This is a genomic window from Gordonia sp. SL306 (genome assembly GCF_026625785.1).
Lineage (GTDB): Bacteria > Actinomycetota > Actinomycetes > Mycobacteriales > Mycobacteriaceae > Gordonia.
In genome coordinates, this window is the sequence record NZ_CP113063.1 from 723908 (window position 1) to 737566 (window position 13659).

The window sequence follows — 13659 nt, forward strand, 5'->3', positions numbered from 1 at the left end:
TTCGTTCACGGTGCCCGGGTCCCCGTCACCAGGTGCAGATCGCGTTGCCGGATCAACGAGGTGGCGATCACGCTGATGACCGCCGTGATCGCGAGGTATGCCGCGGCGAGCCATGGAGACCCACCGGCCGCACCGATCAGGGCGGTCAGGATCAGTGGCGTCAGCCCGGAGGCGTAGATGCCGGAGAACTGATAGACCACCGACAGGCCGGTGTAGCGGACTTCGGTGGGGTACAGACTGGCGAAGAGCGTGCCCTGTGCGCCGTAGAAGAGTGCGTGCACCACCCCGAAGACCACGACCAGTGCGACGGTGAACCACACCAGGCTCTTCGTCCCGAACAGGGCGAACACCGGGAACACGACCAGCCCGTACGCCGCGATGCCGATCAGATAGATGCGTTTGGGTCCGTAACGGTCGGTCAGCAGCCCCGACACCGGCAGCAGCAGTGCCATCACCACCGATGCGATCGTGACGGAGATCAGCACCGGCACCTCGGCGAGATCGAGTTCCTTGGTCGCGTAGGCGATCGCGAACACACCCCAGGTGTTGAACGCCGAACCCTCACCCCAACGCGCCAACATGCCGAGGACCGTGTTGCGCGTGTTCGGGGGCAACACGACGTCGCGCAACGGCGCCGACGATTTCTTGGCGAGCGCCGCCACCTCGGCGAACGCCGGCGTCTCGTCGACCTTGAGCCGGACGATGAAGCCGATCACCACGAGCACGACGCTGACGAGGAAGGCGATCCGCCACCCGTAGGTGAGGAACGCATCGTCGTCGAGGGTCACCTGCAGGATCGCGAAGACCGCCGTCCCGAGGGCGAGTCCGAGTGCCAGACCGATCTGCGGGATGCTGCCGAACAATCCACGACGACGGCGTGGGCTGTGCTCGACGGCGAGCAGGACGGCGCCCGCCCATTCTCCGCCGAGCGCGAAGCCCTGCAGCACCCGGAGCGCGAGCAGCAGGATGGGCGCGAGCACGCCGATCGATGCCGCGGTGGGCAACACGCCCATCAGTGCGGTCGCGGCACCCATCAGCACCATGGTCAACGCCAGGGTTCGCTTGCGCCCGATGCGATCTCCGATGTGCCCGAAGACGATCCCGCCGATCGGACGGACGACGAACCCCACCGCGAAGGTGGCGAAGGAGAGCAGGGTGCCGACGAATGAGCTCTGATCCGGGAAGAACACCGTGTTGAACACGAGACTCGCCGCGGTCGCGTACAGGAAGAAGTCGTACCACTCGATGGTGGTGCCGAGCAGACTCGCGGCGACGACGGTACGGAGCCGCTTGCGGCGCTCCTCGTCGGTCTCGTCACCCAGGACGCGGGTGTCCGGAGCGCTGAGCGTGGTGGTGGCCATGACCGACGTACGTTAGCGACTCAGCGGCTCGTACCCCAGGGTCCGAATCACGGTGATCAGAACTCTCCGGCCGCGACGTCCGCGCGGTCGGACGGCACACTCAGCCGAACAGGACACCCGGGTTGAAGAGACCTGCCGGATCGAATGCGTCCTTGACGGCACGCATCGCCGCACGGTCGACCTCTCCCCGGCCGAGATGGGTCCACGCGGTCTTCGCACGCCCGATCCCGTGCTCGGCACTGATGCTGCCGCCGTTGGCCGCGACGATGCCGAACACATGTGCGGTCAGCTCCTCGACGCGGTCCTCGGGGACGTCGAGCAGATTGACATGGATGTTGCCGTCACCGATGTGCCCGAAGAGGATGGGGCGGCACGCGTGGTCGACCATCCCGGCCACCGCCTGGAGTTCGGCAAGAGCCTCGGGGAGCGCCCGGATCGGCACCGACACATCGAGTTTGACCACCGGTGTCGCACTCGATCGCGCAATGGACTCGGTGTGCTGTTCCCGGGCCGCCCACAGAGCTCGGGCCGGGCCCGGCTCGAGCACCGCGTCGGCGACCGGCGCATTCTCCAGCGCCTCGAGCACCACGGCCTCGACGTCGCCCGTCCCGGATGTCTCGACGAGCACGTAGAAGGGTGCGCGCGCGGCAACCGGGCGTCGTGGTCCGTACTCCTCGACGAGCGTGATACCCGCCTCGGTCATGATCTCGGCGGCCTCGATGTTCAGCCCCCGCTCGGTCAAGGATCCGAGGAAGTCGATCGCGTCCGCGGCATGGTGCACGGCCGCCACACTGACGATCGTGTCGCCCGGTGGTGCGACGAGCCGGAACAGCACGCGGGTGATGACCGCGAGGGTGCCCTCGCTGCCGGCGAGCAGTCCCGGAAGGTCGTAGCCGACATTGTCTTTCACGAGCGATGTCCACCGGCGCAGGATTTGGCCGTCCGCCAGGACAGCCTCGACCCCGAGGACCTGGCTGCGGGTGTTGCCGTGCCGGATCATCCGGATTCCGCCCGCATTGGTGGCGACCAGGCCGCCTGCGGTCGCCGATTCCCGGGAAGCGAGGTCGACGGGAAACCTCAGTCCGAACTCGGCGGCCTGGCGATCGATCGCGTCGATCGTCGCACCGGCCTGCGCCCCGACGCACCGACCGATGGTGTCGACGCCGTCGATGTCGGTCATCCGCGTTGTCGTCACGAGGACCAGAGGACGGTCGGCGGGGTCCCCACCGACGGGTGGCACCGACCCGCCGACCAGACCGGTGTTGCCGCCTTGCACGCAGATCGCGATCCCGGCATCGGCGCACACCGCGACGACGGCGGCCACCTCCTCGGTGGTGCGCGGTCGGATTACCGCATCGGCCCGCCCGGTCCACCGGCCGGTCCAATCGGTCAGGTAGCCGGCGGCCGCATCGACGTCGTCGAGCACGTGCGCATCGCCGACGACGGCACGCAGGTCGGCCAGCGGTATCGGGCTCATCCGTCGATCCCGGTCATCTCTCGAGTATCGACCAGAAACGCGGGCTTTTCAGGCGAGCGCGTCGGCGATCGGGGTGTCTCCGTCGTCGAACTCGATGGTGCGCTTGATGGTCGTCGGGTCAGCGAGCACCGCGGCGGCCACCAGCGCGACGTTGTCGCGGCTGACCTCGCTGCTCGCCGAACGGTTCCCACCCACGGCGATCCGACCGCTGCCCTGCTCGTCGGTCAACCGGCTCGGTCCCAGAATTGTCCAGTCCAATCCCGAACCCCTCAGATGCGTGTCGGCCGCCGCTTTGGCCTCGGCGTAGGGGTAGAACGAATTGTCCTCGGGAACACCATGATCGGGTCCGGCACCGAAATAGGACACCATGACGTAGCGCTTCGCGCCTGCCGTCGCGGCGGCATCCATCGACCGGATCGCCGCGTCGCGATCCACGGCGAAGGTCCGGTCGGGGTCACCGCCCCCCGCTCCCGCGGACCACACCACGGCGTCGTGACCGGCCAGCACGGATGCGAGTCCGGCACCGTCCAGGTCCTCGACGTCGGCCACGACGGGGGTGGCGCCGGTGGCCGCCACATCGTCGACGTGCGCCTCGTTGCGGATGATCGACGTCACGTCGTCACCGCGCTCGGACAACGTCTTCGCCAAGCGCAATGCGATCTTGCCGTGTCCTCCGATGATTGCCACGCGGGCCATCCTGGGCTCCTCTCGATCGGGATCGTCTCCGATCCACGCTACCGACGTCAGACCTTGGTGCGCCCCCGTACGAGGCCGACCAGCCAGATCAGCAGGCACGCCCCCGCCAAGCACGTCACGAAGCTGAAGATGAGGCCGCCGCCCTCGACGTCGACGCCGAACAGTCGGAGGATGAACCCACCGATCAGCCCTCCGACGATGCCGACCACGATGTTCAGCAGAATGCCCTGTTGGGCGTTGGTTTTCATGATCATGCTGGCCACCCACCCCGCCAGTCCGCCGATGATGACCCATCCGATGATTCCCAGTCCGAGCACGGCTCCTCCAGATCTTCGGCGTCGGCACACCGTCGCCGCTGCGATCGGTGGCGTGTACAGGGCGGACGCTACGCCCGCACCGCTCAGGGCGGACCCACGACACCGAATTCGTCGCGAAGACGAGACCACCGACACTCCCGCCGGCCACCGAGACCTTTACCATTCGCTTACTTAGCACTAAGCAACTAACGTGCTGGGCAAGCGACAACCACTGGCCGCGGTGTTCCACGCGACCTCTCAGGGCGAAGGAATCAGGCCATGACACGAGCCGTCTCCGGTGCGGAGATCGTCGGCAACGCCGACGTCGCGACGCTCTATCACCAGCTCACACGTATCAACCGGACGCTGCGCACCCGAGGGGGCAAGAGCAATCTCACTGCCGGGGTCGCCGCAGCGCTGTGGACGGTCATCAATCACGCCCCCATCCGCCTGTCGGAACTCGCCGAGCGTGAGTCGGTGACCGCGCCGACGATGTCCCGGATCGTCGCGGCACTCGAGGAACAGGGTTTCGTGGAGCGGACTCCGGACCCCGACGACGGCCGGGCACGGTTGCTCACCCCGACCCCGGCCGGGGTGGAACTCATCGCGAACGCACGGACCGAGAGAGCGCGCGTGCTCGCGGCGGCCCTCGACCGCCTCGACGACGACGACCGATCGACCGTCAGCCGCGGGCTGATGATCCTCGCCCAGGCGCTCGGCACGACCTGATCTCACCGACCCGATCCGTCGACTCGCCAATTCCCCCAAGGACTTCCATGACCTCCGCCACCCTCGCCGCTCCTGCCGCGGCCGACCCGGGTCCCGATCCCGGGTACAAATGGATCGCGCTGTCCAACACCACTTTGGGCATGCTGATCGCCACCATCAACAGCTCGATCGTCCTGATCGCCCTCCCGGACATCTTCCGCGGGATTCACGTCAACCCGTTGCTCCCCGAGAACACCAGCTACCTGCTGTGGATGATGATGGGCTTCCTGGTGGTCACCGCCGTGCTGGTGGTGAGCTTCGGACGCCTCGGCGACATGTTCGGTCGCGCCCGCATGTACAACTTGGGTTTCGCGATCTTCACCGTCTCGTCGGTCTTTCTCGCCATCACCTGGTTCGACGGCAGCGCCGCCGCGATCTGGCTCATCGCCTGGCGCATCGTCCAGGGCGTCGGCGGCGCCTTTCTGATGGCGAACTCGTCGGCGATCCTCACCGACGCCTTTCCCGCCGACCAGCGCGGACTCGCGCTCGGCATCAACGGCGTCGCCGCGATCGCCGGCTCGTTCCTCGGCCTGTTGGTGGGCGGCATCCTCGCGCCCATCCACTGGAACCTCGTCTTCCTCGTGTCGGTGCCCTTCGGCGTCATCGGGACCATCTGGGCCTACCTCAAACTGCGCGACACCGGTGTGCGCCGCCGCGCGCAGATGGACTGGTGGGGCAACATCACCTTCGCGGTCGGGCTCGTGGCCGTGCTCGTCGGCATCACCTACGGCATCCAGCCGTACGGCGGACACAGCATGGGCTGGTCCAGCCCGATGGTGCTGTCGTGCCTGATCGGCGGCACCCTCATGCTGGTCGCCTTCGTGTTCATCGAGACACAGGTGCCGAGCCCGCTGTTCAACCTGCACCTGTTCGCCAACCGCTCGTTCACCTTCGGCAACATCGCCAACCTCATGTCGTCGATCGGCCGTGGCGGACTGCAGTTCATCCTCATCATCTGGCTCCAGGGGATCTGGCTCCCCCAGCACGGGTACAACTTCGAGCAGACGCCACTCTGGTCAGCCATCTACATGATCCCGATCACCATCGGATTCCTGCTGACCGCACCGCTGTCGGGCGCTCTGTCGGACCGATTGGGCACCAAATGGTTCACCACCACCGGCATGCTCATCACCGCGGGGACATTCGCCGCGCTCATCGCGATGCCGGTCGACTTCTCCTACCCCACGTTCGCAATCGTGTTGTTCCTCAACGGCGTCGGCATGGGTATGTTCTCGTCGCCGAACCGCGCCGAGGTGATGAACAGCCTGCCCGCGGACGCCCGTGGCGCCGGATCGGGCATGATGACGACCTTCCAGAACGCCGCCATGGTGCTGTCGATCGGACTGTTCTTCAGTCTGATGATCAGCGGACTCTCGGCTCATCTGCCGGCAACGATGGGCGCCGGACTCACCGCGAACGGGGTGCCACCGGTGCAAGCCGACCAGATCGCGCACCTGCCGGCGGTCGCCGTCCTCTTCGCCGCCTTCCTCGGTTACAACCCGGTGGAACAACTGCTCGGCCCGCAACTGTCGAGCCTGCCGCAGGGTAATCAGGACACGCTGACCGGACTGGACTTCTTCCCCCACCTCATCAGCAGTCCGTTCGCCGACGGCCTCAGCGCCGCTTTCACCTTCGCGATCGTGTGTTGCGTGATCGGTGCGCTCGCATCTTTGTTCACCAGCGGCCGCAGGTCGAAGGCCGGCGAACTCGAGGAGATCGACGAGGAGACCTCCGGCGGGGCGACCGCAGACGTCGTCGAGCCGGTCACGTCCGAACTCTCGCCGCCGCTTCGGTCGTGACCTCTTGAGCGAGCTCGCGGAGCCGTTCGCGATGCCGGTGCCCAGGCCGCCCTGTGCACCGATGGTCGCGATCGTCGTCGGCCAAGCCGCATGCGATCGTCTCGGATCGAGCCGATCGCCCCTCAGCCGTGGAACTCGTTCTTCGGCAAGCGCGGTCGCGCTCCGGCAGGCCAACGTCGACCCGGCACGCGCAGCGTCCATCCGGCCGGCGCCACGGTGAAGTCCATCCACCGACCGTCGCCGAGCCAGAGCGACCACAGGTCCTCGTCGGGAAAATCGCCGATACGCACGAACAGGTCCTGGCGGCCGACGTGTGCAGTCATCCAGCCCTGGTCGTCGGGATCGTCGACGAAGACCGCCGTCGCGGCGAGCGCCGCCTCCAGGTCGTCGACGCGATCGGAGCGTTTGACCATCTGATCGTCTCCCCCCTCAGTCCTCGAAGCGGACCGAGCTGACGGCCGATGCGATCGACCGCCGGAACGTGTCGCCCTCGCGGGCCGGCGCAGTTCCGGTCGCGTGCAGGAGATACGCGACGTTGCCGCGGCGGTAGGCGGCGTATCGAATTGCGCAATACCAGGTCTGATCGTCACCGACGTAGGTGCCCGTCTGCATCGACGAGCCCTCGGTCCGGAAGCCCGGTTTCGTTCGGGACGCCTCGTTCTCGGTCCACTCGGGCAGGGCACGCGGTTCGACGAAGGCGTGATCGATGAGGCGGGAGACATCGGCACCGTGGTCGACGACGAAACGGGTCACCACGACCGCCACTGTTCCGTCGTTGCCGTGGTCGGCGATGAACAGCTGGAGGTATCCCGGCGCAGTGGCATGTCGCCAGACGTCGCGGTCGACGTCGATCAGCACCTCACCCGGGATGGATCGCTCATCGGTCACGCGACTGGCGGTGACCGCCATCCGTTCGAGGCGTTCGAGAATCGGTGTCTCGTCGCCGTCACGTGAGCGGTCGATCCGACGAGCACGCGCCGCCGCGTCGTACGCGACCGCATACGGTCGCAGCAGCGTCGGCTCCACCAACCGGTTCTCGTCCCGGGATGGGCGGTCGAGGTGATCGGTCTCAGCGGTCACCTCCGGTCACGCACCCTGCCACCTGCGGCTTCGGCGCGCGTATCCGCGCCCGTCGCGTCCACCCAGTATTCGGCCACCAGCCGAGGATAGTCAGGAGGACCCACCAATGGGTGATCAACTCAGCGCACGGCGTGTGAGATCCGCGATCTCGTCCGAAAAGGCAACGAGCATAATGGATTCGACAGTTGAATTTGCATCTTTGACAGCCCGAACCTGCTGGTCGACGGCGTCGTCGAGTGGCCATCCGTAGGCACCACCGGAGATGAGCGGGAAGGCCAGGGATTGCGCACCGATCGCGACCGCCAGACGCAGGCTGCGGCTGTAGCACGACCGCAACACCTGCGACCGGTCCTCACGGTCGGAGTACACCGGGCCGACCGTGTGGATCACCCAGCGCGCCGGCAGGTCACCGGCCGTGGTGGCGACGGCGGCACCGGCCTCGAGACCGGACGGCAACGTCGTCTCACGAAGCAGACGGCATTCCCGGAGGATGGCGGGGCCGCCGGCGCGATGAATCGCACCGTCGACGCCACCGCCGCCGAGCAACGAGGAGTTCGCGGCGTTGACGATGACGTCGGTACGCACCGAAGTGATGTCACCGGTGACGACGTCGATACCGCTCATGTTCCCCGATTGTAGGCGCGCCTACAGCGACGAGGAACCGTTCTGATGTTTGCCCGACTTGGACCGGTAGAGCATGTAGCCGCCGTAGATCGCCAGGCCGAACAGCGCAATCCAGAAGAGTCCCTTCAGAAGTGGGCCGACCATCGCGAGGGCGAGGAGCACCACCGCGATGATGCCGAGCACTTTCCAGAAGCCGAGTCCGTTGCCGGTCATGTTTGTGGGGGTTGTTGGTGTGGTCATGACTCCACTGTGGACTTCCCGCGGCCGGAAATCATCAGGTGACGGTCGAATTCGGGGAAAGATCAGGGGCTTCCCTGACTCGCCGTCGCGCACTCATCGCGACGCCGACCGCCCGAGCCGCGCCGGCTCGGTGTACGAGCAGCCGAGATCGCCCGGAGACGGGAAGCCGCAGCGGTCCCGAAACCATGCGACACCGATCTCGGCGACGCGGCGACGGGAACGGCTCATCAGGTATCCGTGGGTGCACTCGTCGAAGACGTCGTCGTAGAACCAGGTGTCGAGCGCGGTGCGCGGCACGCTGAACGACGCGAGCAGCGGCGCCGACATGACCACGGTGGAGAGCCGGAGCAGGAAGGTCTCCGAGCTCAGCGACTGGATCTGTGCGCATTCGACGTCGTCGGTGTCGTCGACCCGGACGCCGGCCGGGCCGATGTCCAGGATGGCGGCGCGGGGCATCTCCGCCATCGATTGCACGAGCCACCGTTCCATCGCATCCCAGGTCATCGTCGGCGAAGCACCGGTCCCGCCCGACTCCATGCCGTGCATGTCCGGATGGGGATCTGGTTGCTGCGCGTTCACGGGCACCTCCTGTGGTCGGGATGGCGTCAGTGAATCACCGGCCACCGACAGTCTCCGTCGCCCGCCGGTCGTGTTGGCAGGATGGATTCCGTGCCCATCCCAGATTTCATCCGTGACCTGCGCCGCCACATCGGACACGAACCTCTCTGGCTGTCCGGTGTCAGTGCGGTGGTGCTCGACGGCACCGGACGCATCCTGCTCACCCATCGTGCGGACACGCATGAATGGGCGGTGGTGTCCGGTGTCCTCGAACCCGGGGAGGAGCCCGCTCAAGCGGTGCTGCGCGAGGTCGCCGAGGAGACCGGCATCCGGGCCGAGCTGGTGCGCCTGACCAGCGTTGACGTGACGCCGATGATCACCTACCCCAACGGCGACCACTCGCAGTACCTCGACGTCTGTTTCCTCGCCCGCCACGTGGACGGTGAACCGCACGCAGCCGACGACGAGAACACCGACGTCGCCTGGTTTCCCGCGGACGACCTACCCGAGGACCTCGCCGAGACGTCGCGGCTCCGCATCCAGAACGCGCTCCGCGACGATCCGGCGGCGTGGTTCCGCCGGTAGTCCGGGCGGGTCCGTCGACCCGAATGCGTCAGGGCTGCGGCGATCCGGCGTCACCGGTCACCGATTGCCGGATCGCCAGGTAGTAGTCGCGCTGCGCCGGGTAGTAGTCGTCGAAATCGATGGCGTCCGGATCGGAACCGTCGATCGCGGCCGACAACCGGTCCAGGTAGTACTCCCAGCCCGGTCCGGTGTTCTCGATCGTCGATGGATCGTCGATGATCTGGCTGAGCACCAGCGTCGTGACCCCGTCGGCCTCGGACAGTTCGACGATCAGATCCCAGGTGCCGAAGTCATCGGTGGTGTGCACCCGCAGCACCCGAGGCGGCTCGCAGCGACGGATCTCGTACCGGGTGGGCGACATGTTCTCCTCCCCCTCGGCGTTCATGGTGAAGTCGACGTGGCCGCTGAGCGGGTCACCGCTGTAGAAACCGATCCACCGGGCCAGTCGATCGGATTCGGTGACCGCCGCCCACACGTCGTCGATACCGGCACGAAACGTACGGGTGAACGCCACGGCGTCCCCTTCGGCGCGGGCGAGGTGACGGCCGGACGGATCTGTGGTCATGCGGAATCCTCCTGTCGGTCGACCGCCGCCCTGCGACGGTCGCGCCTGGTGCGATACACCTCGGTGTCGAGGGCATCGAGCATCTCTTCGTCGATCCTCGATCGGCTGGTGCCCGCCCGTCTGGCGCCGGGCGACGTGTCGGGGCGCGAACCGAGTTCTGCCAGGAACGTCCGGACGTCCTCCAGCGGTGCCGGATCGAGGCGGTAGTGACGTTCCCGGCCCCGCTCGGTGACGTCGGCCAGCCCCGCGGCTGCGAGTATCCGCAGGTGGCGGCTGATGGCGGGCCGGGAGATCGGGTGCTCGCCTGCGAGGGTGTCGGTGATGTCGACGACCCGGCAGGGACCGTCGGCCAGCATCCCGAGGATTTGGCGACGGACCGGATCTGCGATCGCATCGAAGACGCCCATACGAGGAATGGTAACTGATCGGTTACCAATTGCACCACAGCCCGACGACAGGACCCTCGGGCGTGACGACGCCGGCCGACTTCGGATCGGAATACTCGCCCCGGTCCGTACCCTTGGAACAGACATGGCCAAGAGATTCGTCGCGACCGCCTATGGCGACCCTGCTGATGTGCTCGAGTATGTCGATCACGAGATTCCGGCCCCGGCGTCGGGACAGGTGGTCGTGCAGACGCGGGCCATCGGGATGAACCCGGTCGACGTCAAGTCCGTCCGCGGCCAGACCGGCACCGACGGGTCGAAACTGCCCCTCGCGATCGGCTACGAGCTCGCCGGAACGGTGACCGCGGTCGGCGACGTCGCAGGTCCCTTCGCGGTGGGTGACGAGGTCATCGTCTACCGCGCTCGCGGCGCGTACGCCGACAGCGTGCTCGCGAACGTCCGCGCCGTTCATCCGCGACCTGCCGAACTCGACGTCGAGCGCGCAGCCGGGCTCCTCCTCGTCGGGGTCACCGCGGCCGATGCCGTGCGTACCGCAGACGTGACCGAATCCGATGTGGTTCTCGTCCACGGCGGTTCCGGCGCGGTCGGCTCGATCGCCGTGCAGCTCGCGGTGACGGCGGGTGCGACCGTCATCGCCACCGCGAGTGCCGCCAACCACGAACATGTGCGCGCACTCGGTGCGACCCCGGTGGCCTACGGCGACGGACTCCTCGAGCGCATCGCGGCGCTCACGCCTGCGCCGGTCACCGCCGTGATCGACACGGTGGGCAACGACGAGGCCATCGACACCTCACTCACCCTGGTCGACAACCCGGGGAGGATCGTCAGCATCGCCGCCTTCGCACGCGCTGCCGACGGCATCGTCCTGGTGAACGGCAGCACACCGGAGAGCAGACGATATCGGGCCGAAGCCGTCGAGGGTCTCATCGCCGGCGCCGCGGCGGGAACACTCGTCACCGAGGTGGCCGCGACCTTCCCGCTCACTGACGCCGCGACCGCACTCATCGAACTCGAACGCACACATCCACGGGGCAAGTTCATCCTGCTGCCGTGATCAAACCGAAAGCTGATCCAACCGAAAGGAAGTAGCCGAATGTCGGTTCCCACAATCACTCTCAACAACGGTGTCCAGATCCCCCAGCTCGGTTTCGGTGTTTTCCAGATCCCGCCGGAGGAGACCGAGGCGGCCACCCTGGCTGCGCTGGAGGTCGGTTACCGCCACATCGACACCGCGGAGATGTACGGGAACGAGAAGGGCGTGGGCGCCGCCCTCGCCAAATCGGGGCTCGATCGTCGCGACGTGTTCATCACCAGCAAACTGAACAACGGCTTCCATGCCTATGACGACGCCCTCAAGGCCGCCGATCAGACCCTCGCCGACCTCGGTCTGGAGCAGATCGACCTGTTCTTGATCCACTGGCCGCTGCCCGGTGTCGGTGACTATGCCGAGACCTGGCGGGCGCTCGAGAAGTTCCACGGCGACGGCAAAGCGCGAGCGATCGGTGTCTCCAACTTCCAGCGCGCCCACCTCGAGCGGTTGTTCGCCGAAACCGATGTGGTGCCGGCGGTCAACCAGATCGAGGTTCATCCCTACCTGACACAGAATGCCTTGCGCGCATTCAACTCCGAGCACGACATCGCGACCGAGGCGTGGTCGCCGATCGCCCAGGGCGACGTCCTCGACGACCCGGTGCTCGTCAAGATAGCCCAGGAGAAGAACCGCAGCACTGCTCAGGTCACCTTGCGCTGGCACATCCAGCGCGGCGACATCGTGTTCCCCAAGTCGGTGACCCGCGCACGGGTCGAGGAGAACTTCGCCCTCTTCGATTTCGAGCTGTCCGCTGAGGACGTGGCTGCCATCGACGGGCTGAACAAGGACCGTCGTCGCGGACCGAACCCCGACGAGTTCAACTACATCCCGGAGAGCTGACCCGCGGCGTGCCGGAACGATCCGGCCCCGTTCGCACGGCCTCGGCCGCCGGGACCACAATGACCCCATGAGGATCTCCCAGCGCGCCGAGGCCGTCGCGCCGTTCTATGCGATGGAGTTCGGCAAGCGTGCCGCCGAACTCGAGGCGGCCGGTCACGACGTCATCAAATTGAGCATCGGTGAGCCCGACTTCGGTGCACCACCGGCCTTCCTCGCCGCGGTCCGTGAGCTGACCGACGGGCGGCCGCTGACCTATACCGGGGCACTCGGCTTGCCCGAATTGCGCACGGCGATCGCCGGGTTCTGCGGCACCCGATTCGGCGTGGACGTCGACCCACGGCGAGTGGTCGTCACGTCCGGGGCCTCCGCCGCATTGTTGTTGAGCTGCGCGGCCCTCGTCGATCCGGGCGACGAGGTCCTCGTCGCCGATCCGTCGTATCCGTGCAACCGGCAGTTCGCGGAGAGCTTCGGCGCTCACGTGCGTCTGGTCCCGACCACCCCGGCGACGCGTTTCCAATTGACCGCGGAACTCGTCGCCGACACCTGGGGCGAGCACACCCGGGGAGTGATGGTCGCATCACCGTCCAATCCGACCGGGACGTCGGTGCCGCACGACGAACTGGTGCGGATCTGCACCGACGTGGCCGACCGCGACGGATGGCGGATCGTCGACGAGATCTATCTCGGCCTGGCCGATCCCGGGCCCGACGGCACCGCCCCGACGAGCATCCTGGCCGCAGACCCCGGGGCGATCGTCATCAACAGCTTCTCCAAATACTTCGGGATGACGGGCTGGCGTCTGGGCTGGTGCATCGTGCCCGACGACCTCGTCCCGGTGATGGAGCGACTGGCGCAGAACTACTACATCTGCCCTCCGACACCGGCGCAGTACGCCGCCCTCGAGTGCTTCACCGACGAATCGCTCGCCTTGGCCGAGGCCCGCCGCGAGGAGTTCCGTATTCGGCGCGAATTGGTCGTCGACGGCCTGGCGCGGATCGGACTCGATGTGCCGGTGGTGCCCGACGGCGCGTTCTACGTCTACCTCGACGTCTCGCGGACCGGACTGACGTCGTCGGAGTTCTGTGACCGAGCACTACGCGAGGTACACGTGTCCCTCACCCCGGGAAAGGATTTCGGCCACCACACGGCCGACGATCACGTTCGGCTGTCGTACGCGGCATCGACCGACGACCTGACCGAGGGGTTACGGCGGCTCGGCGAGTTCGTCGGCACGCTCAGGCCACCTGCCTGAGTCCGACCGTCAGCGCATCGA

General features: G+C 67.0%; 17 protein-coding genes. 6 read left to right on the plus strand and 11 right to left on the minus strand.

Going from position 1 to position 13659, the window contains the following annotated elements:
• Positions 1–5: 5 nt before the first annotated feature.
• From OVA31_RS03470 to OVA31_RS03485, 4 genes are all read right to left on the minus strand, one after another.
• Positions 6–1361: an MFS transporter gene (locus OVA31_RS03470; protein ID WP_267629716.1), complete on the minus strand. Its 1356-nt coding sequence runs from the start codon at positions 1359–1361 to the stop codon at positions 6–8.
• A gap of 100 nt (positions 1362–1461) precedes the next feature.
• Positions 1462–2838, minus strand: coding sequence for an FAD-binding oxidoreductase (locus OVA31_RS03475; RefSeq protein WP_267629717.1), 1377 nt, complete (start codon positions 2836–2838; stop codon positions 1462–1464).
• Between the two features lie 48 nt (positions 2839–2886).
• Entirely contained in the window at positions 2887–3534 is a 648-nt protein-coding gene (locus OVA31_RS03480) for an SDR family oxidoreductase (RefSeq protein WP_267629718.1), read from the minus strand.
• A 47-nt stretch (positions 3535–3581) separates the two neighbouring features.
• A complete protein-coding gene (locus tag OVA31_RS03485; protein ID WP_267629719.1) occupies positions 3582–3851 on the minus strand; it encodes a GlsB/YeaQ/YmgE family stress response membrane protein in 270 nt (89 codons plus the stop codon).
• Between the two features lie 258 nt (positions 3852–4109).
• Here OVA31_RS03485 and OVA31_RS03490 point away from each other — a divergent pair, with 258 nt between their 5' ends.
• The gene (locus tag OVA31_RS03490; protein WP_267629720.1) at positions 4110–4559 is read left to right on the plus strand and encodes a MarR family transcriptional regulator; all 450 of its coding nucleotides are present in this window, start codon (positions 4110–4112) and stop codon (positions 4557–4559) included.
• Between the two features lie 47 nt (positions 4560–4606).
• Complete coding sequence (locus OVA31_RS03495) at positions 4607–6397, plus strand: MFS transporter (RefSeq protein ID WP_267629721.1); 1791 nt, start codon at positions 4607–4609, stop codon at positions 6395–6397.
• A 122-nt stretch (positions 6398–6519) separates the two neighbouring features.
• On the opposite strand, the gene OVA31_RS03500 is transcribed toward OVA31_RS03495, so the two are convergent.
• From OVA31_RS03500 to OVA31_RS03520, 5 genes are all read right to left on the minus strand, one after another.
• Complete coding sequence (locus OVA31_RS03500) at positions 6520–6810, minus strand: hypothetical protein (RefSeq protein WP_267629722.1); 291 nt, start codon at positions 6808–6810, stop codon at positions 6520–6522.
• A gap of 16 nt (positions 6811–6826) precedes the next feature.
• A complete protein-coding gene (locus OVA31_RS03505) occupies positions 6827–7477 on the minus strand; it encodes an LpqN/LpqT family lipoprotein (protein WP_267629723.1) in 651 nt (216 codons plus the stop codon).
• A 114-nt stretch (positions 7478–7591) separates the two neighbouring features.
• Positions 7592–8101: an O-acetyl-ADP-ribose deacetylase gene (locus OVA31_RS03510; RefSeq protein WP_267629724.1), complete on the minus strand. Its 510-nt coding sequence runs from the start codon at positions 8099–8101 to the stop codon at positions 7592–7594.
• Between the two features lie 21 nt (positions 8102–8122).
• Positions 8123–8341 carry a hypothetical protein gene (locus tag OVA31_RS03515; RefSeq protein WP_267629725.1) on the minus strand — a complete coding sequence of 73 codons (219 nt, stop codon included), beginning with the start codon at positions 8339–8341 and terminating at the stop codon, positions 8123–8125.
• A 93-nt stretch (positions 8342–8434) separates the two neighbouring features.
• Entirely contained in the window at positions 8435–8920 is a 486-nt protein-coding gene (locus OVA31_RS03520) for a hypothetical protein (protein WP_190265728.1), read from the minus strand.
• Between the two features lie 90 nt (positions 8921–9010).
• Here OVA31_RS03520 and OVA31_RS03525 point away from each other — a divergent pair, with 90 nt between their 5' ends.
• Positions 9011–9484: an NUDIX hydrolase gene (locus OVA31_RS03525; protein ID WP_267629726.1), complete on the plus strand. Its 474-nt coding sequence runs from the start codon at positions 9011–9013 to the stop codon at positions 9482–9484.
• Between the two features lie 28 nt (positions 9485–9512).
• On the opposite strand, the gene OVA31_RS03530 is transcribed toward OVA31_RS03525, so the two are convergent.
• The gene (locus OVA31_RS03530; RefSeq protein ID WP_267629727.1) at positions 9513–10049 is read right to left on the minus strand and encodes an SRPBCC family protein; all 537 of its coding nucleotides are present in this window, start codon (positions 10047–10049) and stop codon (positions 9513–9515) included.
• The gene (locus OVA31_RS03535; protein WP_267629728.1) at positions 10046–10456 is read right to left on the minus strand and encodes an ArsR/SmtB family transcription factor; all 411 of its coding nucleotides are present in this window, start codon (positions 10454–10456) and stop codon (positions 10046–10048) included. Before OVA31_RS03535 ends, OVA31_RS03530 begins: the two co-directional genes overlap by 4 nt.
• 124 nt (positions 10457–10580) lie before the next feature.
• Between OVA31_RS03535 and OVA31_RS03540 the strand changes: the two genes are divergently transcribed.
• The 3 genes from OVA31_RS03540 (at position 10581) to OVA31_RS03550 (ending at position 13638) form a co-directional block, all read left to right on the plus strand.
• Positions 10581–11510: an NADP-dependent oxidoreductase gene (locus OVA31_RS03540; RefSeq protein WP_267629729.1), complete on the plus strand. Its 930-nt coding sequence runs from the start codon at positions 10581–10583 to the stop codon at positions 11508–11510.
• Positions 11511–11549: 39 nt separating this feature from the next.
• Positions 11550–12386, plus strand: a complete 837-nt coding sequence (locus OVA31_RS03545) for an aldo/keto reductase (protein WP_267629730.1) — start codon at positions 11550–11552, stop codon at positions 12384–12386.
• Positions 12387–12453: 67 nt separating this feature from the next.
• Entirely contained in the window at positions 12454–13638 is a 1185-nt protein-coding gene (locus OVA31_RS03550) for a pyridoxal phosphate-dependent aminotransferase (protein ID WP_267629731.1), read from the plus strand.
• Positions 13639–13659 lie beyond the last annotated feature (21 nt).